The sequence below is a fragment of the Methylobacterium sp. genome (assembly GCF_028290105.1).
Taxonomy (GTDB): Bacteria; Pseudomonadota; Alphaproteobacteria; order Rhizobiales; family Beijerinckiaceae; genus Methylobacterium.
In genome coordinates this window covers 17,501-44,442 of record NZ_JAQGKL010000045.1, presented here as the reverse complement: position 1 = coordinate 44,442, position 26,942 = coordinate 17,501, and the positions used below count along the sequence as shown (strand labels likewise).

Below are 26,942 nucleotides of genomic sequence, written 5' to 3'. Positions count from 1 at the left end.
CTGGAATATTCCGCGAGGTCCCCATGTTCCTGTCCGAAGCCGAGGCCGAGGCGGCCCTGCGCGACCTGCGCCGCCGCCGCGACGAACTCGACCGCGCCATCGCCGACCACCAGCTCTACCTCGAACTCGGCCGGCGCTTGCCGGGGACCGCACCCGTGCGCGAGCCCGAGCCGGAGGCCGGGCCGCCACCGGCCTGGGTGCCGAACCGCGCTCCCCAAGCGGTCGCCGGCGCATCGGACCCCGCCCGTGCGGGCGAAGACCTCGTGGCGGCGCGCCGGCACGGGCGCGCCCTCGTGGCGGCGGCCCTCGACCTGCTGCACGAGGCCGGCCGGCCGCTCCATGCCGGCGAGATCTTGGAAGGGCTGACCGCCCTCGGCTTCGCGGTGCCGGGCCACGATCCGGTGGCCGCCCTCAACACCCGCCTGTGGAAGCGCTCGGGGCCGGGCGGACCGCTCAGACGCCTCGGCGAGGCGGTCTACGCGCCGGCCGAGGAGGAGGAGGATCTCGGCTGACCGGATGTCCGGCCGGCACCGAAAAAATCACTCGGGCAGGGCGAACACGGTGAGCTGGCCGCCGGGCGCGGTGTAGCGCGAGAGCGCGGCGTAGCCGCCCACCGCGCCGGCCCCGTCGTTGGGGTCGGTCAGGCCCGCCGCCAGGCCGATCCCGGCCCAGCCGCCGATGCCGGAGAGCACGGCGACGTATTGCCGGCCCCTGTGCGTGTAGGTGGTGACGTTGCCGACGATGCCCGAGGGCGTTTTGAAGCGGTAGAGCGCGCGCCCGGTCCTCGCGTCGACCGCTTTGAGATAGCCCTCCAGGGTCCCGTAGAACACCACGTCCCCGGCGGTGGCGAGCACCCCCGACCAGACCGAGAACGGCTCGGGGATCGACCAGGCGACGCGCCCCTCGACCCCGTCCCAGGCGGTCAGCGTGCCGGTGCGCGCGTCGTCCGGCGCCGGGTGCAGGCTCACGGTCGCGCCCACATAGGGCAGGCCGGGGGTGTAGGAGACCTGGAACGGCTCGTAATCCATGCAGATGTGGTTGGTCGGCACGTAGAACAGCCGGGTCCTCGGCGAGTAGGCCGCCGGCTGCTGGTTCTTGGCCCCGATCGCCCCGGGGCAGATGCCCGTGGTGGTCTCGTCCTCGCCCGTCTGCTCGGGCGAATAGCGCGGGTCGAGCACGGGGCGCCCGTAGCCCGGCGAGGCCCGGTCGAGGTCGATCCGGGTCGCCCAGTTCACGGCCCCGTCGAATGTCCGCGCCACCAGGAGCTCGCCGGTGGCGCGGTCCAGCGTGTAGGCGAAGCCGTTGCGGTCGAAATGGGTGAGGAGCGGGCGCCTGGCGCCGCCGATCTCCTGCTCGGTGAGGATCATCTCGTTGACGCCGTCGTAGTCCCACTGGTCGTGGGGCGTCATCTGGTAGAGCCAGCGCGCCAGGCCGGTATCGGGGTCGCGCGCCACGATCGACATCGCCCACCGGTTGTCGCCCGGGCGCTGCTTCGGGTTCCAGGTCGAGGGGTTGCCGGTGCCGTAATAGACGAGGTCGAGGGCCGCGTCGTAGGCGAACCACCCCCAGGCGCAGGCCCCGCCAGTCTTCCACTGGTCGCCCTCCCAGCTCTTCAGCGAGGAATCCCGGCCGATGGGTTTGCCCAGCGACGTGGTCCGCTCGGGGTCGACGCGCATCTGTTCGTCGGTGCCCACGGCGGCGGCTCGCCAGAGGCGGGCGCCCGTGCGCGCGTCGTAGGCGGTGACGTGGCACTGCACGCCGAACTCGCCCCCCGAGAGCCCGACCAGGATCTTGTCCTTCACCGGCAGCACGGCGGCGGTGTTGGTCTCGCCCCGGGCCGGGTCGCCGTTCTTCACCGACCAGTTCACCCGCCCCGTCTTCGCGTCGAGGGAGACCAGGGTGGTGTCGGCCAGCTGGATCAGGAGGGCGCCGTCCGCATAGGCGAGCCCCCGGTGGACCGTGTCGCAGCAGAGCAGCGCCATCACGCCCGGATCCTGCTTCGACGCGTAGCGCCAGAGGATGCGGCCCTCGTGGTCGAGGTCGAGGGCGGTGATCGTGTTGGGGAAGGGGGTGTGGACGTACATCACCCCGTCCACCACCAGGGGCGCGCCCTCGTGGCCGCGCAGCACGCCGGTGGAGAAGGTCCAGGCGACCGCGAGCCCGCCCACATTGGCGGCCGTGATCCGGTCCAGCGGGGAATACCGGGTGTTGGCGTAGTCCAGGGTGGGAAGCACCGGCTCGGCCCGGACCGGGGCGGCGGCGCCCATCAGGACGCTAAAGAGGCCGAAGGAGAGGCCGGCGAGGCCGAAGTGGATGATGGCGCGCATGGGGCTCCCCGCCGCGGTGTCGAGGCCAGGGTTCTAACCCCGTCCCCGCCCCTCGGAGGCCCTCGCGAAATGACGCGGGCGGCCCGTGGCCGCCCGGTCCCGGTCGGGGAGAACCCGGTCCTAGAAGAACGGCCCGTAGAGCGGGCGCGGGCGATAGTAGCCGTAGCGCGGTCCGTAGAAGGGGCGGGGGCCGTAGAACGGGCGCGGACGATAAAAGCCGTATGGGCGATATCCGTAGGGACGACCCATGGGCCGGCAATCGCCGAACCGGTTCGGGATGAAGCCGGGGCCGCAGCCATAGGCGACGGTCTCGACGGCCGCACCCGCGAGGGTGCCGGCGGGAACGATCGGGGCGGCATGGGCCGCCGACGCGAGGCCGAGGCCGCCGGCGACGGCGAGCGCCGTCAGGATGGAGGTCACGGGCGGCGATTTCACGGGCGGCGATTTCACGAACATGGAATCACGACCTTCTGCTGATGTTTGAATCCGGCCCCGCGCCGAGCGGGGCAGGCGAAAAATGCCGGCGTTTTCCTGAACGTCCGCTGACGGGAATACGACCGGATCGCGTCAGGTCCGCACGTTCGCGTGCCGCTTGCCCGACCCCTCGCCCTCGGGTTCAGACCCCCGATGGTTTTCGCGCCTCACGGCGCCAGCGCGGCGCGCGCGGGCTGGATCAGCGGGAAATAGGCCCGCACCGCCCGGTCGCTGCCGGCGGGCGAGAGGTGGCCGTAATCGACGAAGAGGTCGCTGCCCCCGGCGCGGTAGCGGCAGAGGAGGCCGGCGCAGAAGAACGCGTCCGGGTCGGAGAAGCCTGCATTCGGCGCCAGGGCCCGCAGGGTCTCGGCGGCCGCGCGCCCGGACCGGGCGAACCACGCGGCCGAGCCGTCGCCCCGAGTGCCCGCGCCGCGCGCAGCCAGCAGCGCCACGTCGAAGGCGAAGAGCGGCGAGGGGCCGATCAGAGAGACCGAGACCCCCGCCTCCGCCAGGCGCGCCAGGGTCTCGGGCAGGGTGGCGAGCGCGCTCGGCGGCACGAGGTCCCAGCGCGCGGCGAGCACCACCCGGCTGACCCCGTGGGCGCGGATCACGTCGAGGACGCGCGCGTTGAAGGCGGCGCAGGCCGGCCGGGCGCGGGATCGGTAGTCGAGGAGCGGCGGGCAGCCGGCGGCGGTGTATTGCAGGATGTCGTGGCTCAAGGCCCCGGCATTCTGCCTGAGGCCGGGCATGTAGTGGGCGGCGAAGGAATCTCCCCAGAGCAGGGCGGTGCGTCCGGTCCCCGTCGCGAGCCGGCAGGCCTCGCCGGCCCAGGCGGCGGGGTCCTGGTCCTCGAGGAAGCAACGCCCGCCCCCCCAGGCCTCGCGCTCCAGGCGGGCGAGCGGCGTCACCGCCGGCCCGGCCTGGATTCCCGCGGCGAGGCCGAGGGCGAGGCAGCCGGCGAGCGCGGCCCCCGTCCGGCGGAACAGGACGGCGCGCGGCACCGGGTCGATCGGGCGCCGGAACGGCGTCTCGATCCAGCGCCGGCCCGCATAGGCGAGGGCGCCGCAGGCCGCGAGCAGCGCCACGGTCTCGAGGCCGCCGGGGTCGCGCAGCAGGGCGTAGCGCGTGAACACGATCACGGGCCAATGCACCATGTAGAGCGCGTAGGAGCCGAGCCCGATGGCGACGAAAGGGCGTGCGCCGAGCAGGCTCCCGACGCGGTTCGGGCCGCAGGCGCCCGCATGGAGGATCAGCGCCGCCCCGAGGCAGGGCGGCAGGGCGCCGAGGCCGGGGAAGGCCGTCGCCTCGTCGTAGGCCAGCACCGGCACCAGGATGAGGGCGAGCCCGGCCGCCGCCACCCCGTCGCGCCGGGCGCGCGTCCAGGCGGGCCCGGGCCGCGCGAAGGCGAGCAGGCTGCCCATCAGCAGTTCCCAGGCCCGGGTCGGCAGCAGGTAGAAGCTCGTCGTCGGCGCGCGCGGGGTGAGCCAGAGGCTGAGCCCGAACGAGACCAGGGCCGCGAGGCCGAGGAGACCGGCCGCCCGGGCGGGAAACCGGCGCAGCAGCACCGGCAGCAGGAGCGGGATGACGATGTAGAACTGCTCTTCCAGCGAGAGCGACCAGGTGTGGAGCAGGGGCCGGGTCTGGGCGGCGACGTCGAAATAGCCGGAGCTCTTCCAGAAGTAGAGGTTCGAGACGAAGCCGGCGGCGGCGGCGAGGCTGCGGGCGAGGTCGCCCCGCGCCTCCGGCGGCAGCAGGAGAGGGGCCACCAGCGCCGTGCCGAGGATGGTCGCGGCCAGCATCGGCAGGATGCGCCGGATGCGCCGCTCGTAGAACGCGCCCACGCTGAAGCGCCCGGCCGCGACGTCGGCGCGGATTCCGGCGGTGATGACGAAGCCCGAGATGACGAAGAATACGTCGACCCCGACGAAGCCGCCGCCGAGCGGCGTGATCCCCGCATGGAAGGCCAGGACCACGAGCACCGCCAGCGCGCGCAGGCCGTCGATGTCGGGGCGGTAGGCCATCGCCGGCGCGCCGCTCACGGGGCGGGCAGGGGCGCGGGGGCACGCGCGCCTGTCCGCAGGATGCGGCGGCGCGCCGGCTCCTCGACCCCGAAATGCAGGACGACGCCGAGCGCCAGGGCGAGGGCGGCGGCCAGACTCGCCCCGAGCCAGGGCCAGGCCCCGAGCCGGCCGCCGAGGGCGACCCGGTCGAGGCTGTTGACCAGGGCATAGGCCGGCGAGTGGACGAGGTAGAGCGCGAACGAGATCCGTCCGAGGAAAACGAACCCAGGCGCCACCAGGGGCCCGCTCCGGATCTGTGCGCCGGCCAGGATCAGCGGCGCCCAGGCGAGCGCGGTCAGCCCGTTGTGCAGGAGCGCCTCGGGCAGGTGGGGGGCCGCCGCGACCAGCCCGAGGGCGCTCAGCGCGAAGAGGCCGAGCAGCGCGGAGGTCGGCAGCCGGACCTGCGTCCAGGCGACGTAGAGGAGGAGGCCGGCGACGAATTCCGGCAGGCGCAGCAGGGGGTTGTACTTGATCGCCTGCGCCAGGAGCACCGGCCCCGTGCCCCCCGCCTCGGGGGAGATCAGCGAGACGCCGGGGGCGTAGGCGGCCCAGGCGAGGCTGGCGCCGGCGGCGAGCGCCCCCCAGGCCGCGAGGGTGAGGCCGGCGAGGCGGCCGGGTGCGCGCAGGGCCAGGGGCAGCAGGGCGGGAAGCAGGGCGTAGAAGAACAGCTCCGCCGAGACCGACCAGCTCGGGCAGTCGAGGGCGCAGGCGGCCCCCGGCACCCAGGCGTGCAGGCCGAGCGGCGCCAGGACCGCGCCCGCGGCCATCAGGCCCTGGAGCGGGGGCGCCGATTTCGCCACCCAGGCGGCGAACCAGGGCAGGCTGAGCACGAGGGCGACGAGGTAGACGGGGTAGATCCGCGCCACCCGGGCCCGGCGGTAGCGGGCGAGCGCGCCGGGCTCGCGCAGGTCCACGCGATGGTAGTTGTAGGCCAGGATGAAGCCGGAGAGCAGGAAGAAGAACGTCACCCCGGAATAGCCGAGCCCGATCAGGGCCGGGATCGGGGCCTGGGGAAAGAAGAACCCCGCATAGTGGAAGACCAGGACGTAGGCGGCGGCCACGAACCGCAGCGCCGTGAGCGCCCGCAAGGGCGCGACCGGCGGATGGGCGCGGCTCGCTGTCATCGTGGCGCGGCCTCGATCAACCGCGCCCCGGCGGAGAAGCGCAGGCCCAGGACCGCGACGGCGAGCAGGAAGAACAGCGCGTTGGTCGCCTGGTAGAACACCGATTCGAACACCGCCACCATCAGGCTGAACAGCCAGATCCGCAGGAACAGCATCGCCAGCGGATCGATCGCGCCGCCGGTCCCCGCCCCCCGGCGGGCCTGGAGGTCGGAGAGGGGGGCCAGCACCAGCCACCACGCCGTGAGGGCGAGGCCCGGCAGCCCGCTCTCCAGGGCGGTGTTGAGGTAGCCGTCATGCGAATCGGTGGCGCGGTTGACCCAGGTCGTCGCGTCGGCGCCGCCGCCGTAGAACACGCTCTCCCAGAACGCCCCGTAGCCGAAGCCGGTGATCGGCTTCTTGGCGATGTTGTCCACCGCGAAGGCCCAGATCTCGGTGCGGCCGGTATAGGTCGGGTCCGAGACGAGGCTCGCGATCACCGACCCGATGGCCGGCGACAGGACCGAGCCAACCGTCGCGACGAGCAGCAGCGCCAGGGGGCCGAGGAGCACGAGGCGGCGCCAGTGGCCCGAGGCCGAGAGGGTGCAGGCCCAGGTCAGGCCGAGCACCATGGGCGTCATGCCCAGGGAGGTCTTGGCGTTGGTGAAGACGAGGAAGACGGCCGCCAGCACGGCGACCAGGGTGCCGAGCACCCGCTGGCCCATCCCGGCCCAGAACAGTCCGACGATGATGAACAGGCCCATGGCCGCGCCCGCGCCGTTCTTGTGCGGGTAGACGCCGCGCCAGCTCCCCGCGTGCTCCGGTTCGATGAGGTCGAGGGCCGTGTGCATCGCGCGCTCGGGCACCAGGACGAGGCCGAGATAGCAGAGGGTGAGCACGAGGAGCACGCTCGCGCCGAGCACGTTGGCGAACTGGCGGGCGTCGCGGGCGAGCACCAGCACGCTCACCACGCCGCCGAACATGATGACGAGCGAGACGAGGCGGCGCGCCGAGACGTCGGGCTCGATCGAGAGGGCGGTGGAGACGCAGATCCAGGCGAGCATCGCCAGGATCGGCGGGGTGGCCAGCGGGCGCAGGGCCGCCCGTCCGCGCCAGGCCAGCACGGCGGCCGCGATCGCCCCCATGACCAGGAACAGGACCTGGTTGACGAGGTTGCCGCCCGCCCGCGAGGCCGCGTTCTCGGCCGCCGTCCCGTCGAGGAACGGGTCGGCGCCGATCAGCACGAAGAGCAGGATCGCGGCCATCGCGCCGATGCGCACGGCATCCGGGAGATCCCCCCGTGCCGCGGCGCCCGGTCCGGTGGCGATGCCCGTCGTCATGGTCCACTCCCGCGCTGACGGCCCAGCGAACGACGCGATCCTAGCGCCGTCCGCCCCCGTCGATAGGCGCGCAGAATACTTTCGAACCCGCGAAGGCCCCGCCAGCCCGCGAGAGCAGTCTTAAGAAACCGTATCGAACGGCGCGCGATCAGGCGGGCGTCGCGGCATCCCACGGGACGATGTCGTTCGCGCCCGTGATCGCTCGCACGATCCGCTCGCGCTCAGCCCGGCTCCCGGCGAGGCGGGTGCGCACGGCGGCCAGCACCGCGGGATCGGCCGTTCCGGGCGTGCCGGCCTCGAAGGGCGGGGCCGGCGCGTATTCGAGGCCGAGCTGGATCGCCTCGGCCGCCGGCCGGCCGGCGAGCTCGGCGGCGAGCACGAGGGCGAAGTCGATCCCGGCGGTGACGCCGCCGCCTGTGAACAGCGCCCCGTCGCGCACCACCCGTTCGGCCACCGGGATCGCCCCGAAGGCGGCGAGCAGGTCGAGGGAGGCCCAGTGGGTGGTCGCCCGCTTACCCCGAAGGAGGCCCGCCGCGCCCAGCACCAGCGCGCCCGTGCAGACGGAGGTGAGGTAGCGCGCGTGGCCCGCCTGCGCGCGCACGAAGTCGAGCACCGCCGCATCCTGCATCAGGGCGTTCACGCCGATGCCCCCGGGCACGCAGAGCACGTCGAGGTTCGGGCAATCGGCCATGCGCATCGTCGGGGCGAGCAGGAGGCCGGTGGCGCTGCTGATGGGCGCGAGCCCGGCGGCCACGAGATGGACCCGGGCCCCCGGAACGCCGGCGAAGACCTCGTAGGGCGCGGTGAGGTCGAGCTGCTGGACGTTCGGGAAGGTGAGGAGGCCGATGTCGAGGGGCATTGGGGCCGAGCTCCGCTGGATCTGGTCGTGAAATCCGGCCGTTCGCCGGATCTGGACAGGCACGACCCTAATCGGCCAGGGTCTGGCGGAAATGACCAATGCCCCTCGTTTCCTGCCAGAACCACCCGCGCCCCGCCGCGTCGAGATCCTCGTCTTCGCCGATGTCCAGCTCCTGGACGTGGCGGGCCCGCTGCAGGTCTTCGCCACCGCCAACGATCTCGCGCCCCCGCAGGCGCCGCCCTACGCCCTGAGCGTGGTCGCCGCAGAGCAGGGCCAGGCGGGGGCCGGCGTCCGCAGCTCCGCCGGGCTCGGCCTCGCGGCGGAGGCGCTGCCCCACGCCGACCAGCCCCTCGACACGCTCATCGTCGCGGGCGGGCGCGGCGTCACGGCGGCGGCGAAAGGCGACCTGCCGGCCTGGGTCGCCGCCCGGGCGCCCCGGGCCCGGCGCGTGGCCTCGGTCTGCACCGGCGCCTTCCTGCTCGGGGCGGCGGGCCTCCTCGACGGGCGCCGGGTGGCGACCCACTGGACGCGCTGCGCCGAACTCGCGCAGCGCTACCCGGAGGCCCGGGTCGAGCCCGATCCCATCTTCATCCGGGACGGCGCGGTCTGGACCTCGGCGGGGGTGACGGCGGGCATCGATCTGGCGCTCGCCCTGGTGGAGGCCGACCTCGGCCGGGCGGCGGCGCTGGCCGTCGCCCGCCACCTCGTGGTCTTCCTCAAGCGCCCCGGCGGCCAGGCCCAGTTCAGCACCGTGCTGTCGCTCCAGACGGGGGGCACGCGCTTCGAGCCGCTGCACGCCTGGCTCGCCGAGCATCTCTGCGAGAACCTCACCGTCGCGCACCTCGCCGAGGCCGCCGGCATGAGCCCGCGCGGCTTTGCCCGCCACTACCGGGCGGCGACGGGGCTGACCCCGGCCCGCGCCCTGGAGCGGATGCGCATCGAGGCGGCGCGGCGCCTCCTGGCCGAGACCCGGCTTCCGGTCAAGCGCGTCGCCGCCCGCTGCGGCTTCGGCTCGGAGGAAACCCTGCGGCGCAGCTTCCTCAGGCATGTGGGGGTGGCCCCGGCGGCCTATCGCCGGCGCTTTCGCGAGGGCGGCGAGGGCGCTCCCGAGGGGCGGGCCGAGCCCAGTTGAGGGGACGCGGATTTGACATTCCGGGCCGCATCATCGACACCGCCGGACCTCGCGGCATCGACCGGATTCCATCGACCGGATCTACGGGCCGCGTGCCGGTCCGGAGCCGCGTATGTCCCCCCTGACGGCCCAGCCTTGCGCATGAGCGACCGCGCGTTCGTGCCCCGCCCGGCCCGTGGCGACGCCTCCGGGTTTCTCGATGCCTTCCTGAACGGCGCCGCGCGCAGCCACGCCTGGGCCTGCGCCCTCCTGGTGGCGCTCTGCCTCGTCTGCTTCCTGCCCGGGATCGTCTCCCTCCAGCCCATGGACCGGGACGAGCCGCGCTTCGCCCAGGCCTCGAAGCAGATGCTGGAGACGGGCGACCTCGTCGACATCCGCTTCCAAGGCGAGGCCCGCCACAAGAAGCCGGTGGGGATCTACTGGGCGCAGGCGGCGGTCGTCGGCGCCGCCGAAGCGCTCGGTGTGCCGAACGCCCGCACCAGCATCGGCCTCTACCGCATCCCCTCCCTGCTCGGGGCCATCGGGGCGGTGCTCCTGACCTACTGGTCGGCGCTCGCCTTCCTGCCCCGGCGCGGGGCCTTCCTCGCCGCCGCCCTGTTCGGGGCCTGCGTGGTGCTCTCGGCCGAGGCGCGCCTCGCCAAGACCGACGCGCTCCTCTGCGCCTGCGCGGTGGCGAGCTTCGGGGCGCTGGCCCGGGCCTGGCTCCGGCAGGCGCGCGGGGAGGGCACCGAGCGCCTCGACACCGCCACGGTGCTGGCCTTCTGGCTCGGCCTCGCCCTCGGCATCCTGATCAAGGGGCCGATGGTGCCGCTGTTCTGCGCCCTGCCGGCCCTTGTCCTGTCCTGGCGTTCGGGTTCCGGCCGCTGGCTCGGGGCGCTGCGGCCCGGCTTCGGGCTGCCACTCACCCTGCTGATCGTGGCGCCCTGGTTCGCGGCCATCACCTGGAAGAGCGGCGGCGCCTTCTACGGCGAGGCGGTGGGCCACGACATGCTGAGCAAGGTCCAGGGCGGCTCGGAGAAGCACTTCGCGCCCCCCGGCGCCTACCTGTTCGTGTTCTTCGGCACGTTCTGGCCGGGCGCCGCCTTCGCGGCCCTGAGCGCGCCCTTCGCCTGGGGATACCGGCGCGACCCCGCCATCGCCTTCCTGCTCGCCTGGATCGTGCCGACCTGGATCCTGTTCGAGATCGTGCCGACCAAGCTGCCGCACTACGTGCTGCCCCTGATGCCGGCCATCGCCATCCTCACCCTGCGGGCGCTCGCCGCCGGGGCGCTGCATCCGGAGCGCCGGGGGGCACGCCTCACCGCCGGGCTCGTGGTGCTGATCCCCGTCGGGCTGACGCTGGGCCTCTCGGCCTTCGCCTGGAGCTACGACCGGATTCTGCCCCTCGCCGGTCTGCCGCTGCTGCTGGCGTCCTGCGCCGTGGCGGCGCTCGCCTGGGCGGCCTTCGCGAAGGGATTGCCGGAGCGCGCGCTCGGCCTCGGCATCGTGGCCTCGATGCTGCTCTCCCCCGCCGTGTTCGGCCTGACCCAGCCGGTGATCGCCGCCCTCAAGGTCTCGCCGCGTCTCGCCGCGATCCGCGATGCGCTGCCCTGTCCGCAGCCCCGCGTGGCGAGCCTCGGCTACCGCGAGCCGAGCTTCGTCTTCCTGATCGGCACCGATCTCGCCATGCTGGGCACCGGACAGGAGGCCGTCGACTTCCTGAAGGGCGGGGGCTGCCGCCTCGCCTATGTCGAGGGCCGGTTCGCGGACGGCTTCGCGGCCGCCGCCACGACCGCCGGGCTGGTGCCGAACCGGGTCGGCACGGTCTCGGGCTTCAACATCAATGGCGGCCGCCGGGTCGATCTCTCGGCCTATGCGGTGACGCCCTGACCTCCACGGACCCAACACCCATGCGCCTCTCCGTGATCATCCCGGTGAAGAACGAGGCCGGCAACATCGCGAGCCTGGTTTCCGAACTCGAGACCGCCTGCGCGCCGCTCGCGCCCTTCGAGGTGATCTACGTCGACGACGGCTCCACCGACGGCACCGCCGAGGCCCTGAGGGCGGCCCAGCGCGGGCGGCCCTGGCTGCGGGTGCTGGCCCACGACCGCACCGCCGGCAAGGCCGCCGGAATCCACTCCGGGATCGCCGCCGCGCGGGCACCCGTCTGCGCCCTGATGGACGGGGACGGGCAGAACGACCCGGCCTTCCTCGCGCCCCTGCTCGAGGCCATCGAGGCCGGCGGCGAACGCGTCGGCCTCGCCCAGGGACAGCGGGTCGGGCGCAAGGACGGGCGCCTGAAGACCCTCCAGTCGCGCATCGCCAACGGGGTGCGGGTGCGCATCCTCAAGGACGCCACCCGCGACACCGGCTGCGGCTACAAGCTCGTGCGTCGGGACGTCTACCACGCCCTGCCGTTCTTCGACGGACAGCACCGCTTCATGCCGGCGCTCGTCGCCCGCGAGGGCTTCGGCGTCGTCCATCGCGATGTCGTCGACCGGCCGCGCTTCAGCGGCACCTCGAAATACGGCCTGTTCGACCGGCTCTGGGTGGGCCTCCTCGATCTCGCCGGGGTGTGGTGGCTGATCCGGCGCAAGCGCGTGACGCCCCGCGTCACGGACGTGACGGGGGCGTGAGCGCATGCTGATCCAGCTCGCCGAGGACGTGCGCGGCTACGTCTACGACGTCTTCGTCACCCGCTTCGATGCCTGGCTCGTCTTCGGCATCCTGGCCCAGGCCGTGTTCGGCGCCCGCTTCGTGGTGCAGTGGCTCGCCTCCGAGCGGGCGGGCCGGAGCGTGATGCCGCTGGCCTTCTGGTTCCTCTCCATCGCGGGGGGCCTGATGACCCTGGTCTACGGCCTCGTGCGGCGCGAGCCCGTCATCATCTTCGGCCAGGCCCTCTCGACCTTCATTTACCTGCGCAACGTCGCCCTGATCCTGCGCGAGCGCCGCGCCGCCCGCGCCGCGCCTTGACGCCCATGGATCCGCTGCCGCCCTTCCACGACGACCTCGACGCGGCGCTCACGGAAGTCTGGCGCCTGCTCGAAGAGGGGCCGGCCTTGCGCCGCAACGCCTTCCACATGCCGGCGCTGGCCACCGTGGACGCGCACGGCCATCCGCAGGTGCGCACCGTGGTCCTGCGCGCGGCCGACCGCGCGGCCGGCACCCTGCGCTTCCACTGCGACCGCCGCTCGGCCAAGGCGGCCGAGATCGCGGCCTCGGGCCATGCGGCGCTCCACGGCTACGATACCCCCGCCAAGATCCAGATCCGCGCCTCCGGCCCCGCGCAGCTGCATACCGACGACGCGCTCGCGGAGGCCGCCTGGGCGGGCGCGATGGCGATGAGCCGGGTCTGCTACGGGGCCGACCCCGCCCCCGGGGCGATCCTGCCCACCGGCGACGCCTACGCGCTCCCCGATGCCGAGACGGCGCTGACCTCGGGCCGCCCGAACTTCTGCGCCGTCGTCGTCACCCTGGCCCGCCTCGAATTCCTCTTCCTCGACCGGCGCGGGCACCGCCGGGCGGCCTGGGACCGGGCCGATGGCTGGCGCGGGTGTTGGCTGGCGCCGTGACGGGACCGGACGCTCACATCGCGGCCCGTAACCGCGAAAACCCCGCGTCCAGATCCGCCTGCAAATCCGAGACATCCTCCAGGCCGATGTGGAAGCGCAGGCCCGGCCCGCCGGGATTCCAGTTCGTGGCGGTGCGGTAGGCCCGGCAGTCGAACGGGATGACGAGGCTCTCGAAGCCGCCCCAGGAGAATCCCATCCCGAAGAGTTCGAGGCCGTCGAGCATCGCCGCCACGGCGCGCTCCGGGGCGGGCTTCAGGATGACGCCGAACAGGCCGGAGGCCCCGGAGAAGTCGCGGCGCCAGATCGCGTGGCCGGGGTCGTCGGGCAGGGCGGGGTGGAGCACGCGGGCCACCTCCGGCCGGGCCTGCAGCCACTGCGCCATGGCGAGGCCCTGCGCCCCGTGCTCGCGCAGGCGCAGCGCCATGGTGCGCAGGCCGCGCAGGGCCAGGAACACGTCCTCGGGCCCGGCGCACATGGCGAAGTGCTCGAAGGTCCGGTGCAGGGCCGGCCAGTACTTCTCGTTGGCCGAGGTGAGACCCAGCAGCAGGTCCGAGCCGCCCGACAGGTACTTCGTGCCGGCCTCCACCGCGATGTCGACGCCGCGCGCATGCGGCGGGAACAGGAGCGGCGTCGCCCAGGTGTTGTCCATGATCACGGCCGCCCCCCGCGCATGCACGATTTCGGCAATGGCCGGCACGTCCTGCATCTCGAAGCTCTGCGAGCCCGGCGCCTCCACCAGCACTGCCTTGGTGTTGCCTCGCATCAGGGCGCCGATCCCGGCGCCGACGAGGGGATCGTAATACTCGACCTCCACGCCGAAGCGCTTCAGGACGCCATCGCAGAAGATGCGGGTGGGGCGGTAGGCGGAATCCGAGACCAGCAGGTGGTCGCCCGCCGAGACCACCGCCATCAGCGCCACCGTGAGGGCGGCCAGCCCCGAGGGGGTCAGCACCGTGCCGGCCGCCCCCGCGAGCTCGCTCCAGGCCTGGGTCAGCGAATCCGTCGTCGGCGTGCCCGACGTGCCGTAATCGTAGCGCCCGCGCCGGTGCTTGAGGTCGTCGTAGGTCGGGAACAGCACCGTGGAGCCGCGATAGATCGGCGTGTTGACGAAGCCGTGCTGGGCGGAGGGGTCGCGCCCCGCATGGACGAGGCGGGTGCTGGGCCCGAAGCGGGCGGGATCGCGGGGCGGGGTGTTCGACATCGGCACCGAGGAGAAGCGGGGGGATGAACCTGCCGCGACCGAAGCCCGGCGCGCGCGCTCCCGTCAACCCGGCGTGCCCGGTCGAAGCCAACCCGGTCCTATGACGGGGGATCGGATGCCCGGCATGCGCCTCGAGGATCGACCGCTTGACCCCCGCCCCCGATCCCCTGCAATGCGCGCATGCGATCGATCCCGACAGCGCTCCTCGGCGCGCTCCTCGCCGTCCCGGCGCTTGCCCAAGGCACCCCGGTGCACGACACCCTCACGGGGGTGAAGGCGCGCGGGCACCTCGTCTGCGGGGTCAGCGGCGGGGTGGCGGGCTTCAGCATGCCGGACGGGCAGGGGCACTGGCACGGGCTCGACGTGGATTTCTGCCGGGCGCTGGCCGCCGCCATCTTCGACGACCCCGAGAAGGTGCGCTTCATCCCGCAATCCTCGGCCGCGCGCTTCACGGCGCTGCAATCGGGCGAGATCGACGTGCTCGCGCGCAACACCACATGGACCCTGTCGCGCGACACCGCCGCGATGAACTTTCCCGTCATCACCTTCTTCGACGGGCAGGGGTTCCTGGTCCGCAAGTCCCTGAACGTCACCCAGGTGAAGCAGCTCGACCGGGCGACGATCTGCCTGCAGCAGGGCACCACCACGGAGCTCAACACCGCCGACTGGTTCCGCACGCGGGGCCTGAGCTACCAGGTCGTCACCTTCGCCAACAGCGAGCAGACGCTCGGCGCCTACGAATCCGGGCGCTGCGACGCCTATTCCACGGACAAGTCCTCCCTCTACGGCGAGCGCCTGAAGACCGCGCATCCGGAAGAGCACGTCATCCTCGACGAGGCGATCTCGAAGGAGCCCTTCGCGCCCGGCGTGCGCCAGGGCGACGACGCCTGGCGCGACCTCGTCGCCTGGACCCACTACGCCATGGTCGACGCGGAGGAGGCGGGCATCGGCCAGGCGAACGTCGACGAACAGCGCCAAAAGACCCTGAGCCCGGACGTGAAGCGCCTCCTCGGCCTCGAGGGCCGCTACGGCCGCGGCCTCGGGCTCACCGACGACTGGGCCTACCGGATCGTCCACCACGTGGGCAATTACGGCGACGCCTTTTCCCGCAACCTCGGGGAGGCGACGCCGCTGAAGATCCCGCGCGGGCTCAACGCCCTCTGGACGCGAGGGGGCCTGCAATACGGGCCGCCGATCCGGTGAGGGCGCCGTCGCGCGACCCGCGTGCGTGCATCCTCGCCCCGCCGAGGGGGGAGGGGGTCGCCGGAAGGACAGGCCATGCCTAGGCCGACCCGCGCCCTCGCGCTCCAGACCCTCCTCGCCCTCGCGCTGGCGGCGCTCGCCTACGGCGCCTTCGCCAACGCCTCCGACAAGCTCGCGCGGCAGGGCATCGTCGCCGGGTTCGGCTTCCTCGGGCGCGCCGCCGGGTTCGACATCAGCCAGCGGCTGATCCCCTATGCCGCCGCGACCTCGACCTATCTCGACGCGTTCTGCGTCGGGCTCCTCAACACGCTGCTGGTCTCGGGGCTCGCCATCGTGCTGGCGAGCGCCATCGGCTTCGTGGTCGGCATCGCCCGGCTCTCGCCGAACTGGCTCGCCCGGACCCTGGCGGCGACCTATGTCGAGGCCCTGCGCAACCTGCCGCTCCTGCTCCAGCTCCTGGTCTGGTACGTGGCCGTGCGGGTGGCGCTGCCCGAGGCCCGCGACCCGGCGGCCTGGGGGGGCGCCTATCTCAGCCAGCGCGGGCTGGTCCTGCCGCGCCCCGAATTCCTCGGAGCCGCCTGGCTCGTGCCCCTGGCCTTCGCGACGGGCCTCCTCGGCGCGTTCGCCTGGGGCCGGCACGTCACCCGGCGGGTCGCGGCGGGCGGTGAGCCGGGACCCGTCCTGCTGCCGGGGCTCGCCCTCGGGCTCGGCCTGCCGGCGCTGGCCTCGGCCGGGCTGGCGCTCGCCGGCCGTCCCGTGGCGTTCGCGTGGCCGGTCCCCGGTCCCTACGGCCCGGAAGGCGGGCTCCCGGTGCTTCCCGAGTTCGCCGCGCTGCTGCTCGGGCTCTCCACCTACACGGCGGCCTTCATCGCCGAGATCGTGCGCGCCGGCCTCGCCAGCGTGGCGCGCGGGCAGGGGGAGGCGGCGGCCGCCCTGGGGCTCAGCCGGGCCAGGACCTTGCGCCTCGTCACGATTCCCCAGGCGATGCGGGTGATCGTGCCGCCGCTCACCAGCCAGTACCTCAACATCACGAAGAACTCGTCGCTGGCGGTGCTGATCGGCTACCCGGACCTCGTCCACGTCGTCATGGGCACCGTGCTCAACCAGACCAACCAGGCCGTGGAGGTCGTGGGGCTCACCATGGCGGTCTACCTGACGCTCAGCCTCGGCCTCGCCGCCCTGATGAACGCCTACAACCGCCGCGTTGCGCCGGTGACCCGATGAGTGTCGTGCGCGAAACGCTCCTGCCGCCGGCCCCGCCGCCGCGCCGGACCGGCGGGGCCCTCGGCTGGCTGCGGCAGAACCTGTTCTCGGGCCCGGGCAACACGCTCACCACGCTGGCGATCCTCGCGGCACTGGCCCTGCTCCTGCCCCCGGTGGTCCGGTTCCTCGTCACCGACGCGGTCTGGAGCGGGGCTTCCGGCGAGGCCTGCCGGCCGGAGGTGGCGGGGCGCCCGGTCGGCGCCTGCTGGGCCTTCATCGGGGCCAAGATCAACTACCTCGTCTACGGCTCCTACCCGGCCGCCGAGCGCTGGCGCCCGAACCTGTTCTTCGCCCTCGTGGCGGCGAGCGCCGCCTGGATGCTCTGGCTCGACGCGCCGCGCCGGGGCCTCGGCGCGCTCTTCGTCTTCCTCGCCGGTCCCGTCCTGTCCTACGGGCTGCTCTCGGGCTCCTCCGTGCTCGGCCTCGTGCCCGTGGCCACCAGCCTGTGGGGCGGCATGCTGGTGACGCTGGTGGTCTCCCTCGTCGGCATCGTCGCGGCGCTGCCCCTCGGCATCCTGCTGGCGCTGGGGCGGCGCTCGGACCTGCCGATTCTACGCTACGCCTGCATCGGCTTCATCGAGTTCTGGCGCGGGGTGCCGCTGATCACCGTCCTGTTCATGGCCAACGTGATGCTGCCCCTGTTCCTCCCCGGCGACATCACCGTGGACCGGCTGGTGCGCCCCCTGGTCGGCATCGCGCTGTTCGCCTCCGCCTACATGGCCGAGGTGGTGCGCGGCGGCCTGCAGGCGATCCCGGAGGGGCAGGGCCGGGCGGCCCTGGCGCTCGGCCTCACGCGCGCCCAGGCCATGCGCCTGATCGTCCTGCCCCAGGCCCTCAAGGTGGTGGTGCCGGGCATCGTCAACACGCTGATCGGCCTGTTCAAGGACACGACCCTGGTCTCGATCGTGGGCATCGCCGACTTCATCCGGGTGCTGGAGGCCGCGCGCGCCGACCCGCGCTGGTCGGCCCCGACGATTCCCGCCACGGCCTACGCCTTCGCGGCCCTGTTCTACCTCGCGTTCTGCTTTTCCATGGCGCGCTATGCCGGCTTCGTCGAGCGGCGGCTCGCCGCCGGCGAGCGGGGCCGGTCGTGAACCCGCCGGCGATCGAGTTCCTCGGCGTGAACAAGTGGTTCGGCGCCACCCACGTCCTGCGCGAGGTCTCGCTCCGTGTGGCGCCCTCCGAAAGAATCGTGATCTGCGGGCCCTCGGGCTCGGGCAAGTCGACCCTGATCCGCTGCGTCAACGGCCTCGAACCCTACCAGGGCGGCACGATCCGGATCGCCGGCCGGGACCTCACCCCGGCGCGCATTCCGGCCGTGCGGCGCGACGTCGGCATGGTGTTCCAGCACTTCAACCTGTTTGCCCACCTCACCGTCCTGGAGAACTGCACGCTGGCGCCGATCCACGCCCGGGGGACGGGCCGGCGGGCCGCCGAGGCCCGCGCCCGCGAGGAGCTCGCGCGCCTGGCCATCGCGGACCTCGCCCCGCGCTATCCGGGGCAGCTTTCGGGCGGGCAGCAGCAGCGGGTGGCCATCGCCCGCGCCCTCTGCCTCGACCCGGGCGTGATGCTGTTCGACGAGCCGACCTCGGCCCTCGACCCCGAGATGGTGGGGGAGGTGCTCGACACCATGACGGCCCTGGCGCGGCGCGGCATGACCATGCTCTGCGTCACCCACGAGATGGGATTCGCCCGGCGCGTCGCCGACCGGGTGGTGTTCATGGACGAGGGTCAGATCGTCGAGATCGCGCCGCCGGGGGCGTTCTTCGATCACCCCGAGCATCCGCGCACGCGCGATTTCCTGTCCCGCCTGCTCTGAGACCGAAGGTGTGCCGGCGCAGGACGGCGCGCGGGCGGGCCGGCCCCGGTTCGTTAACGCCGATGCGCTAAATCCAGTCCCGTACTCGCGTATCCGGGAAGCCCGTCCCTTGCGTATCCTGCGGAACATCGTCGTCGGCAGCGTCTTCGGCGGCAGCGCCCTCGCCATCGCCTTCGCCTGCGTCGACCGGATCGACCATCCGGCGCCCAGGGCCGCCGCGTCGGTGGCGGCCCTCGCCCGGGCCCGCCCCCTCGACCCCACCGTGACCGGATCGCTGCCGGCCGACACCGGCCCCTCCATCGGCGACATCCTCGGGCGCGACGGGGGCGTCCGGAACGCGGTCGTCCGGCCGCTGCCGCCCAAGGGCGCCACCGCGCGCGAGGCGGCGGGCAAGGTTGCGCCCAAGGCCGCCACGCAGGTCGCGGCCAGGCCCGCCCCGAAGCCGCCGGTCAAGAAGGCCGCCGAGGGCTTCGACACCGAGCGCCTGAACGCCCTGATGCGCGGCGACCCCACCGTCACCCTCGCCCGCAGCCGCTGAGCGCACGCCTGCGGCGGGAGCGATCCCGCACGCGCGATCCTCGGATGCGCCTGCTATAAGCCGCGCCCGGTCCCCCATGGGCCGCGGGGAGGCGGGCATTGGGTCTGATCTACGCGCTCTGCGCCTACCTGAGCTGGGGCCTCGTGGTCCCGGTGCATTTCCGCCTGCTCGATGCGGTGCCGGCGCCCAGCATCCTCGCCCATCGCATCGTCTGGTCGAGCCTGCTCGTGGCCGGCCTGCTCGTGGCCCTGCGCCGGCGCATCCGCAACCCCTTCCCGCTGGTGCGGCGGCACGGGCTCCTCGTCCTCTCGGCGGGGCTGATCGGGGTGAACTGGCTCCTCTACCTCCAGGCGGTGCAGTCCGGGCACATGCTCGACGCGAGCCTCGGCTACTTCATCAACCCGCTGATGAGCGTCGCCCTCGGCGCCCTGGTGCTCGGCGAGCGCCTGCGCCCGGTCCAGGCCGGGGCGGTGGCGCTGGCGGCCGGCGCCGTGCTGCTGGCGGTGGCCATGGCCGGCAGCCTGCCCTGGGTGTCGCTGGCGCTGGCGGGCAGCTTCTCGCTCTACGGGCTCACCCGCAAGGTGGTGGGCGTCGACGCCATGGTGGGGTTCGCCGCCGAGACGCTGCTCCTCCTGCCGGTGGCGCTGGTCTACCTCGCCGTCGGCGCGCCGGCCGTGATCCAGGGCGACCCGGTCCGGGCCGGCCTCATCCTGCTGACCGGTGTCACCACCGCCCTGCCGCTGATCTGGTTCGCCGCCGCCGCCGAGCGGCTCACCCTGGCGACGCTCGGGCTGATGCAGTACCTCGCCCCCTCCTGCCTGCTGGCCCTGAGCACCCTCGTGTACGGCGAGCGGCTCGAGCCCCACCGCGCGGTGCTGTTCGGCCTGATCTGGCTGGCGCTGGCGATCTACGCGGCCGACGCCTATCGCGCCGCCCGCCAGGCGCGGGCCGGCTGAGGGCGATTCTTGCCCCTGCCCGGTGCGGCCTGCCAATCTGTCCGGGGAGAGCCGCCATGCTGACCAACCGCATCACCGACCTCCCCGGCATCCGGGTCGGCCACGCCACGGACCTGCGGCTCGCCAGCGGCGTCACCGCGCTTCTCTTCGACGAACCCGTGGTGGCGGGGGTCGATGTCCGCGGCGGCGGTCCCGGCACCCGCGAGACCGACCTCCTCGACCCCGAGCGCACGGTGGAGCGCATCGACGCCCTGGTGCTCTCGGGCGGCTCGGCCTTCGGCCTCGATGCGGCGGGCGGCGTCGTCGCCCACCTCGCCGAGGCCGGGCGGGGCTTTGCCGTCGGCGCCGCGCGGGTGCCGATCGTGCCCGCCGCGATCCTGTTCGATCTCCTCAACGGCGGCGACAAGGCCTGGGGCCGGTTCTCGCCCTATCGCGACCTCGGCTACGCCGCGGCCGCCGCGGCGGGGCGGGATTTCGCCCTCGGCTCCGTCGGGGCCGGGACGGGGGCCGCCACCGCCAACCTGAAGGGCGGCATCGGCTCCGCCTCGGCCGAGGTCGCGGGCCTCTCCATGGCGGGCCGGCCGGTCCGGGTCGGGGCGCTGGCGGCGGTCAACGCCTTCGGCCGGGTGACGGTGGGCGAGGGAGCGCATTTCTGGGCCGCGCCCTACGAGGTCCCCCCTGAATTCGGCGGCCTGGGATTGCCCGCCGCGATGCCGGACGACGCCTTTCATTGGCCAAGCAAAGGACTTGGGCCGGGCAAAGGACTTGCTGGCGGCAAAGGACTCGCGGGCGCCAGCACCACGCTCGCGGTGGTCGCCACCGACGCCGCCCTCACCAAGGCGCAGGCCCGGCGCCTCGCGGTGATGGCGCAGGACGGCCTGTCCCGGGCGATCCACCCGGTCCACACGCCCCTCGACGGCGACGTAGTCTTCGCGGTCTCCACCGGCCGTGTGGCGCTGGCCGACCCCGTCACCGACCTGGCTCGCATCGGCGACGCGGCCGCCCGGACGCTCGCCCGCGCCGTGGCGATCGGGGTCTTTTCCGCGACCCCGCTGCCGGGACTCGCGGGGCCGCCGAGCTGGCGGGAGCGGTTCGGGGCGTGAGCGTCGCGTGAGAAACGCCCATCGGTTCAGGCGTTCTCCGCTCCAGCCTCAGCCGAGTTCCGCCTTGGCGTCCGTGATCAGGCCGGCGAGGCCGGCATCGACCTCGGCGCCGAGCATGCGCCGCTCGGCATCCGTCAGGTCGGCGGCCCAGCCGCGCTGGCCGAAACCCTCCGCGCACTTGGCCCGCTCGGCGGTGAGGTAGGCCTCCGTCTCGGCGGGCTGCGTGCGCATGGCCTGGACCAGGCCGAACCAGGCCGCGCGCTCCACCACCGCGAGCCGGGCCCGCAGGCGGATCATCACCGCGCGCTCAGGGGTGACCTCGTCCAACACATCCCGCTCCATGACGTCTTTCCGTCCGTATCTCAGCGCCGCGGTTCGCAGCGCGTCTTCACGTAGGTGCCCGGCTCGTTGCCGTGCCCGGCATTGGCGGCGAGCACCGGCCCCTGCATCAGGCATTCCTGCAGGGTGTGGGCGGGGCCGGTGATGATGTCGAGGGCCGTATCGCGTGAGCAATCCGGGGCCTGGACGGCGGAGGCGCAGACGAGGGCGACGACGAGGATCGGGTTCATGGGGAAGTTAACTGGATCAGGCCGCCGGGCCGGCAAGGCCCATGCGGGGTCGCGTGCAACAAAGTGCCGATGGCGGAGGCTCGGCGTGGATGAGTTGATGGTTTGTTCTCGATGCCAGTCAGGACGCGCAACGAAGACCGTGTCGATAGGTCCAATAACCTAGGACTCTTGTCATATGACGGAAAGCCTAGGATTATGCGCCATGCGATCTGCGGTAGGATCGAACAGGAAGTGAACAAAGCGGCATCGTGCAGGGCGCTGCGGTGGTTCGGTGCGGCGGCTGGCCTGTGGATGCCCGACGCCCCGGCCGGACCCTCGTGGCGCGGCGCGTGTTAAGGTCTTCGTGCGAGAGCCAGGAAGCGCCGAGGGAACGAGCCCCGCGCGGGAGCCGGAGCAGGCATGACGGTCGGCATCGAGATGGGTCTGAGCATGGGGCCGGGGGCGGAGCCCGCGCGCCTCGACCTCGAGGAGCTCCTGGCGACGCGTCTCCTGGTCCAGGGCAATTCGGGTTCGGGCAAGTCGCACCTGCTGCGGCGCCTCCTGGAGCAGAGTGCCGGCGCGGTGCAGCAGGTCGTGATCGACCCCGAGGGCGATTTCGTCACCCTGGCGGAGGCCTACGGCCACGTGGTGGTGGACGGCGCACACGGGGAGGCCGATCTCCAGGCCATCGCCGCCCGGGTGCGGGCACACCGGGTCTCGGTGGTGCTCACCCTGGAGAGCCTCGACATGGAGGCGCAGATGCGCGCGGCGGCCGCCTTCCTCGGCGGACTGTTCGAGGCCGAGCGCACCCATTGGCACCCGGCCCTCGTCGTCGTCGACGAGGCGCAGATCTTCGCACCCGCCGCCGCCGGGGACGTCTCGGACGAAGCGCGAAAAGCCTCCCTCGGGGCCATGACCAACCTGATGTGCCGGGGCCGCAAGCGGGGTCTGGCCGGCATCATCGCCACCCAGCGCCTGGCCAAGCTCGCCAAGAACGTGGCGGCCGAGGCCACCAACTTCCTGATGGGCCGCACCTTCCTCGACATCGACATGGCGCGCGCGGCCGACCTGCTCGGCCTCGACCGGCGCGGCGCCGAGCGCTTCCGCGATCTCTCGCGCGGCGAGTTCGTGGCGCTGGGGCCGGCGCTGAGCCGCCGGCCGCTGGCCCTGCGCATCGGCCCCGTCACCACCTCGGCGCGCTCAGGCTCCCCGAAGCTCGTGCCGCTGCCCGCGCCCGCGGACGCGGACCTGCGCGCCCTCATCCTGACCCGCTCGCCCGACGAAGCGGGCAACGCCTGGGCGCCGGCCCCCCGCACGCCACCCGCGCCCCGCGCCACGCCCGCCGACCTGATGCGCGAACTCAGCGCCTATCGCCCGGAGCCCGTGGAGGCGCCGGAACCGATGAGCGAGCAGGAGATCCGGGCCGGGCTCGATACGGTCCTGCGCGGCATCGCCGCGGACCCCGATGCCGGCGGCCAGCCCGTGGCGGTGGTCTACCAGGACTTCCTCGTGCGCTGCCGCATGCGCGGCCTCGACGGCGAGGCCGTCAGCCTGCCCGCCTTCCGCCGCCGCCTCGGCGTCGCCCGCGCCGGGTGCGACGAGGCGGATGCCGCCCCCGGCGAGGCGGATGGGCGCTGGGAAGAGGCGCAAGGCGTCGCCGCGACCCTGCCGGACGAGGTCCAGGGCCTGTTCCTGTTGCTGGCCCGCGCGGCGCTCGCCGGAGCCCCGTGCCCCGGCGACGAGGCCCTGGCGCGCGCCATCGGCAGCCGCTCGCCGGGCCGCGCCAAGCGCCTGCTGGCCTATGTCGAGACGCGCGGCACCATCGTCTGCCGCATGGATTACCGCGGCAACCGCATCGTCGCCCTGCCGGCCCTCAACTGCGAGACCGGGCCCGGCGACCCGAAGGCCCCCTTGAGCGAGGGCAAGCTCCCGGCCGAGGCGAAGGCGACCGCGCCTCCGGAGTCCGGCATGCCGGGGCTGTTCGCGGCAGAGTAAGGCCGGGCCCGAAGGCCCGGCGAAATCGCAAGACTCAGCGCGCGGTGGCCTTCTCGTAGTACGAGGCGTCGAACAGGCCATCGAGGGGCACGTCCTTGTCGAGGGTGCCGATGGAGACTTGGTAGGCCTGCATCGCCTTGGTGGCCGCGATGATCCGGCGCGGGTCGGCGGTGAACTTGGCGGCGGGCGAGGTGATGGCCTTGGTGATGGTGGCGATGTCGGTGATGCCCTTGCCCAGCGCCGCCTCCACGGGCTTGGCCGCGCGGGCCGGGTCGCTCTTCAGGAGTTCGGTCGCGCGCACCACGGCCTTGACGAGGCCCGTCACCGCTTCCGGGTTCTTGTCGGCGAAGGCACCGAACACGCCCACCACCGTGCCGGGCTGCTCGGGGAACATCTCGCCCCCGGTGGCGATCAGCTTGATGCCGGGATTGCGCATCTGGACGATGGTCAGCGCCGGCTCGCGGATCGAGGCGCCGTCGACGGCGCCGGCCAGCATCGCCTGCTGCGTCGCGTCGATGCCCATCGGCACCACCTCGGCATTGGCCTTGTCGGCCTTGGCCACCTGCCAGAGCCAATGCTGCAGGGTTGTGTTGGGCACCGAGCCCGGCGGCTGCGTGGCGAGGCGGGCGGCCTTGCCCTCCTTGGCCCGGAACTGCGCGAAGGCCTGGGACTTGTCCGCGCCGTCGGCGAAGTAGGGGGCGAGCTTGGGCCCCGCCACGAAGACCATCTCCTCGATGGCCGTGGAGGCCACCACCCGCACGTCGATGCCCTTGGTGCGGGCCACCGCCAGCGGCGCGACGCCGGCCACGTAGACGTCGATGGTGCCCGACGCCAGCGCCTGGATCATGTTCGGGCCGGACTCGAACGTGGTGAAGCTGGGGGCGAGACCCGCCTCCTTGAGCCAGCCCTCGCCGTTGGCCACGAAGATCGGGGCCGCGCCGATCACCGGGATGACGCCGATGCGCACGGGCACCGGAGCGGCGTTCTGCGCCGCCGCCGGACCGGCGGCGAGGAGGCCCGTGAAGGCGGCGAGGGCGGTCGCGAGGAGGCTGAGGCGCATCGGGGGCTTCCGAAAGGGTCGTGGAGGCGGCGTCGGCACCGAGCCGGAGCGACACGGCTCGGGGACGGATGCCCCGCGCAGTCGCATGCACGGGACCGCGGCGCAAGAATGCGCTCGCGTCCCCGTGATCCCCGCCGGATGTTTGGCGCTTTCGTCCTTGCAGGCTGCCCGGGAGAGACGATTTTTCCTCGAGCGTCGGAGCGCGGGGAGGCGGGCGCCGCCCCGGCCGGGCCGCATCATCGCTCCCGCATCGGGAACGTGGCCGGACCGACTCCGTTATCACCCCGTCGCGGCACCGGCCGCCGACGTGAGATTGAGGGAACCCCTGTTATGAGCCTCCTCGGCAGCATCGTCAGCAAGATCCTCCATCCCTTCGGTGGCGGAGACGCGCAGGCCAAGCCCTCCGACGCCCCCGCCTCGACCTCCGCCGGCGGCTCGGATGCCCCCGCCTCGACCCCGTCCAGCCCCGGCGCCCCGGCCAGCGGCCCGGTCGACGTCGAGGAGGTGCTGAACGGCATGGCCGCGAAGAATTCGCAGACCCTGAACTGGCGCACCTCGATCGTCGACCTGATGAAGCTCCTCGACCTCGATTCGAGCCTCACCGCCCGCAAGCAGCTCGCCGAGGAGCTGCACTACACCGGCGACACGAACGATTCCGCCACGATGAACGTCTGGCTGCACAAGCAGGTCATCAAGAAGCTCGAAGAGAACGGCGGCAAGGTGCCGGCCGACCTGAAGGATTGATGTTCTTGCACCATCCCGCGCCTCGGCGCTGAGGCGTTTTGGAAAGGGCGGAGGGTGTCACCTCCGCCCTTTTTCATGCGCTGGTCATGTGCTGGCGCCGGTGACACAGTCAGGCAGAGGCAGCCCTCACGCCTCCAGCCGCTGTCCCAACCGCCCGGCGAGATCCTGGATGAACTGGAACGCCGTGCGCCCCGAGCGCGAGCCGCGCGTGGTCGCCCATTCGAGAGCTTCCGCCCGCACCCGGTCCGGGTCGGCGCTCAAGCCGTGGCGCTCCACGTAGGCGCGGATCATGGCGAGATACTCGTCCTGGCTGCATTTGTGGAAGCCGAGCCAGAGGCCGAAGCGGTCGGAGAGCGAGACCTTCTCCTCCACGGCCTCGCCGGGATTGATCGCGGTGGAGCGCTCGTTCTCCACCATGTCGCGCGCCAGCAGGTGGCGCCGGTTCGAGGTGGCGTAGAACAGCACGTTCTCGGGCCGCCCCTCGATGCCGCCGTCGAGCGCGGTCTTCAGGGACTTGTAGGAGGTGTCGTCGCCGTCGAAGGAGAGGTCGTCGCAGAAGACGATCCACCGATGCGCGTCGCCCCGGAGCGTCGCCATCAGGTCGGGCAGCGCCTCGATGTCCTCGCGGTGGATCTCCACGAGCTTCAGGGGGAGGGTGCCCGGGGCCCGCGCGGCGTTGATCGCGGCATGCGCCGCCTTGACGAGGGACGACTTGCCCATGCCGCGCGCGCCCCACAGGAGGGCGTTGTTGGCCGGCAGGCCGGACGCGAAGCGCTGCGTGTTCTCCACCAGGGTGTCGCGGGCCCGGTCGATGCCGGTGAGCAGCCCGATCGCCACCCGGTTGACGCGCGGCACCGGGATCAGCCGGCGCTCCGGGCCCCACAGGAAGGCATCCGCCGCGGTCAGATCGACGGCGGCGCGCGGGGCGGGGGCGGCGCGCTCCAGCGCGGCGGCGATGCGTTCCAGCACGGGCAGGAACGCGGCGAGGCCGGCCGCGTCGGCGGGGGGCGTGGCGGTCATGGGTGACTCCTCGAGAAGGGGCGGCATCGCGCTCAGGCCCGTCCTTTACGGCGGCGCGCTTCGGGCATGAACCCGATAAATCGCGGGGCAGACGGGCATTTTCAGGCCGGGCGACCCATTCGCCTCACCCGGGCGACGTTGCTTTCACTTGGTCCCTGGCTATAGTCCGCGCGCTTTTTGACAAGCCCGGACGCCCCCTCGACCGAGGGTCTGGCGGCGCGGGCGTCATCTTTCAGGAGTCGCCCGCTTGATCACCCCCGCCTTCGCGCAAGGGGCCACCTCGGCCGCCGGCGGAGCGGACATCGCCTTGCAGGTGGTGCCGTTCGTCCTCATCTTCGTCATCATGTACTTCCTGATCCTCCGCCCGCAGCAGCGCCGCGTGAAGGAGCATCAGAGCATGGTCAAGAACGTGCGCCGCGACGACACGATCGTCACCACCGGCGGCATCGTCGGCCGCGTCACCAAGGTCGCCGACGAGGCCTCGGAGATCGAGGTCGAGATCGCGCCCAACGTCCGCGTCCGGGTCGTGCGCACGATGATCTCGGAAGTCCGCGTCAAGGGCGCCCCGGTCAAGGCCGCCTGAACGGCGCGAACGCGGCCGGTGTCCGCACCGGCCGCCCAGAGAAAAAACGGATTTGAGGGACGGACC

Annotated in this window: 27 protein-coding genes; 16 read left to right on the top strand and 11 right to left on the bottom strand. The window is 73.0% G+C overall.

Going from position 1 to position 26,942, the window contains the following annotated elements:
- The first annotated feature begins 23 nt into the window (after positions 1-23).
- Positions 24-512, top strand: a complete 489-nt coding sequence (locus JWQ05_RS03775; RefSeq protein ID WP_299654690.1) for a hypothetical protein — start codon at positions 24-26, stop codon at positions 510-512.
- Positions 513-539: 27 nt separating this feature from the next.
- On the opposite strand, the gene JWQ05_RS03770 is transcribed toward JWQ05_RS03775, so the two are convergent.
- The 6 genes from JWQ05_RS03770 to JWQ05_RS03745 form a co-directional block, all read right to left on the bottom strand.
- The gene (locus JWQ05_RS03770) at positions 540-2,327 is read right to left on the bottom strand and encodes a methanol/ethanol family PQQ-dependent dehydrogenase (RefSeq protein WP_299654681.1); all 1,788 of its coding nucleotides are present in this window, start codon (positions 2,325-2,327) and stop codon (positions 540-542) included.
- A gap of 120 nt (positions 2,328-2,447) precedes the next feature.
- The gene (locus tag JWQ05_RS03765) at positions 2,448-2,762 is read right to left on the bottom strand and encodes a hypothetical protein (RefSeq protein ID WP_299654678.1); all 315 of its coding nucleotides are present in this window, start codon (positions 2,760-2,762) and stop codon (positions 2,448-2,450) included.
- A gap of 206 nt (positions 2,763-2,968) precedes the next feature.
- Entirely contained in the window at positions 2,969-4,822 is a 1,854-nt protein-coding gene (locus tag JWQ05_RS03760) for an acyltransferase family protein (protein ID WP_299654676.1), read from the bottom strand.
- A gap of 14 nt (positions 4,823-4,836) precedes the next feature.
- Positions 4,837-5,985: an acyltransferase gene (locus tag JWQ05_RS03755; RefSeq protein ID WP_299654673.1), complete on the bottom strand. Its 1,149-nt coding sequence runs from the start codon at positions 5,983-5,985 to the stop codon at positions 4,837-4,839.
- Positions 5,982-7,301 carry an O-antigen ligase gene (locus JWQ05_RS03750; RefSeq protein WP_299654670.1) on the bottom strand — a complete coding sequence of 440 codons (1,320 nt, stop codon included), beginning with the start codon at positions 7,299-7,301 and terminating at the stop codon, positions 5,982-5,984. The genes JWQ05_RS03755 and JWQ05_RS03750 overlap by 4 nt, the downstream gene beginning before the upstream one ends.
- A gap of 148 nt (positions 7,302-7,449) precedes the next feature.
- Positions 7,450-8,160, bottom strand: a complete 711-nt coding sequence (locus JWQ05_RS03745; protein WP_299654667.1) for a DJ-1/PfpI family protein — start codon at positions 8,158-8,160, stop codon at positions 7,450-7,452.
- 91 nt (positions 8,161-8,251) lie between these two features.
- Between JWQ05_RS03745 and JWQ05_RS03740 the strand changes: the two genes are divergently transcribed.
- From JWQ05_RS03740 to JWQ05_RS03720, 5 genes are all read left to right on the top strand, one after another.
- Positions 8,252-9,292: a helix-turn-helix domain-containing protein gene (locus JWQ05_RS03740; protein WP_299654665.1), complete on the top strand. Its 1,041-nt coding sequence runs from the start codon at positions 8,252-8,254 to the stop codon at positions 9,290-9,292.
- Positions 9,293-9,433: 141 nt separating this feature from the next.
- The gene (locus JWQ05_RS03735) at positions 9,434-11,161 is read left to right on the top strand and encodes a glycosyltransferase family 39 protein (RefSeq protein WP_299654662.1); all 1,728 of its coding nucleotides are present in this window, start codon (positions 9,434-9,436) and stop codon (positions 11,159-11,161) included.
- A gap of 20 nt (positions 11,162-11,181) precedes the next feature.
- A complete protein-coding gene (locus tag JWQ05_RS03730) occupies positions 11,182-11,907 on the top strand; it encodes a glycosyltransferase (protein ID WP_299654659.1) in 726 nt (241 codons plus the stop codon).
- 4 nt (positions 11,908-11,911) lie between these two features.
- Positions 11,912-12,244, top strand: coding sequence for a lipid-A-disaccharide synthase N-terminal domain-containing protein (locus JWQ05_RS03725; RefSeq protein WP_299654656.1), 333 nt, complete (start codon positions 11,912-11,914; stop codon positions 12,242-12,244).
- A gap of 5 nt (positions 12,245-12,249) precedes the next feature.
- Entirely contained in the window at positions 12,250-12,843 is a 594-nt protein-coding gene (locus JWQ05_RS03720; RefSeq protein ID WP_299654653.1) for a pyridoxamine 5'-phosphate oxidase family protein, read from the top strand.
- Between the two features lie 13 nt (positions 12,844-12,856).
- Here the strand turns inward: JWQ05_RS03720 and metC are convergent, their stop codons facing one another.
- A complete protein-coding gene (gene metC / locus JWQ05_RS03715) occupies positions 12,857-14,044 on the bottom strand; it encodes a cystathionine beta-lyase (protein WP_299654650.1) in 1,188 nt (395 codons plus the stop codon).
- A 180-nt stretch (positions 14,045-14,224) separates the two neighbouring features.
- Here metC and JWQ05_RS03710 point away from each other — a divergent pair, with 180 nt between their 5' ends.
- From JWQ05_RS03710 to JWQ05_RS03680, 7 genes are all read left to right on the top strand, one after another.
- Complete coding sequence (locus tag JWQ05_RS03710) at positions 14,225-15,247, top strand: amino acid ABC transporter substrate-binding protein (protein WP_299654647.1); 1,023 nt, start codon at positions 14,225-14,227, stop codon at positions 15,245-15,247.
- A 75-nt stretch (positions 15,248-15,322) separates the two neighbouring features.
- Entirely contained in the window at positions 15,323-16,471 is a 1,149-nt protein-coding gene (locus JWQ05_RS03705) for an ABC transporter permease subunit (protein ID WP_299654644.1), read from the top strand.
- Positions 16,468-17,604 (top strand): amino acid ABC transporter permease, encoded by a 1,137-nt coding sequence (locus tag JWQ05_RS03700; protein WP_299654642.1) that lies wholly within the window; start codon positions 16,468-16,470, stop codon positions 17,602-17,604. The genes JWQ05_RS03705 and JWQ05_RS03700 overlap by 4 nt, the downstream gene beginning before the upstream one ends.
- Entirely contained in the window at positions 17,601-18,329 is a 729-nt protein-coding gene (locus JWQ05_RS03695) for an amino acid ABC transporter ATP-binding protein (RefSeq protein ID WP_299654639.1), read from the top strand. Before JWQ05_RS03700 ends, JWQ05_RS03695 begins: the two co-directional genes overlap by 4 nt.
- A gap of 109 nt (positions 18,330-18,438) precedes the next feature.
- Positions 18,439-18,867 (top strand): hypothetical protein, encoded by a 429-nt coding sequence (locus JWQ05_RS03690; RefSeq protein WP_299654636.1) that lies wholly within the window; start codon positions 18,439-18,441, stop codon positions 18,865-18,867.
- 98 nt (positions 18,868-18,965) lie between these two features.
- Entirely contained in the window at positions 18,966-19,823 is an 858-nt protein-coding gene (rarD, locus tag JWQ05_RS03685; RefSeq protein ID WP_299654633.1) for an EamA family transporter RarD, read from the top strand.
- 56 nt (positions 19,824-19,879) lie between these two features.
- Positions 19,880-20,926: a P1 family peptidase gene (locus JWQ05_RS03680; RefSeq protein ID WP_299654630.1), complete on the top strand. Its 1,047-nt coding sequence runs from the start codon at positions 19,880-19,882 to the stop codon at positions 20,924-20,926.
- A gap of 48 nt (positions 20,927-20,974) precedes the next feature.
- On the opposite strand, the gene JWQ05_RS03675 is transcribed toward JWQ05_RS03680, so the two are convergent.
- Positions 20,975-21,268, bottom strand: coding sequence for a hypothetical protein (locus tag JWQ05_RS03675; RefSeq protein WP_299654627.1), 294 nt, complete (start codon positions 21,266-21,268; stop codon positions 20,975-20,977).
- 20 nt (positions 21,269-21,288) lie between these two features.
- Positions 21,289-21,495 carry a hypothetical protein gene (locus JWQ05_RS03670; RefSeq protein WP_243913090.1) on the bottom strand — a complete coding sequence of 69 codons (207 nt, stop codon included), beginning with the start codon at positions 21,493-21,495 and terminating at the stop codon, positions 21,289-21,291.
- A gap of 399 nt (positions 21,496-21,894) precedes the next feature.
- Here JWQ05_RS03670 and JWQ05_RS03665 point away from each other — a divergent pair, with 399 nt between their 5' ends.
- The gene (locus JWQ05_RS03665) at positions 21,895-23,469 is read left to right on the top strand and encodes an ATP-binding protein (RefSeq protein WP_299654624.1); all 1,575 of its coding nucleotides are present in this window, start codon (positions 21,895-21,897) and stop codon (positions 23,467-23,469) included.
- Between the two features lie 34 nt (positions 23,470-23,503).
- On the opposite strand, the gene JWQ05_RS03660 is transcribed toward JWQ05_RS03665, so the two are convergent.
- On the bottom strand, positions 23,504-24,529 hold the full coding sequence (locus JWQ05_RS03660; protein ID WP_299654621.1) for an ABC transporter substrate-binding protein: 1,026 nt from the start codon (positions 24,527-24,529) through the stop codon (positions 23,504-23,506).
- A gap of 330 nt (positions 24,530-24,859) precedes the next feature.
- Between JWQ05_RS03660 and JWQ05_RS03655 the strand changes: the two genes are divergently transcribed.
- A complete protein-coding gene (locus tag JWQ05_RS03655; RefSeq protein WP_299654619.1) occupies positions 24,860-25,273 on the top strand; it encodes a DUF3597 domain-containing protein in 414 nt (137 codons plus the stop codon).
- 126 nt (positions 25,274-25,399) lie between these two features.
- Here the strand turns inward: JWQ05_RS03655 and JWQ05_RS03650 are convergent, their stop codons facing one another.
- Positions 25,400-26,293 carry an ATP-binding protein gene (locus tag JWQ05_RS03650; protein WP_299654617.1) on the bottom strand — a complete coding sequence of 298 codons (894 nt, stop codon included), beginning with the start codon at positions 26,291-26,293 and terminating at the stop codon, positions 25,400-25,402.
- 247 nt (positions 26,294-26,540) lie between these two features.
- Between JWQ05_RS03650 and yajC the strand changes: the two genes are divergently transcribed.
- Complete coding sequence (yajC, locus tag JWQ05_RS03645) at positions 26,541-26,876, top strand: preprotein translocase subunit YajC (RefSeq protein WP_299654614.1); 336 nt, start codon at positions 26,541-26,543, stop codon at positions 26,874-26,876.
- Positions 26,877-26,942: the final 66 nt, after the last annotated feature.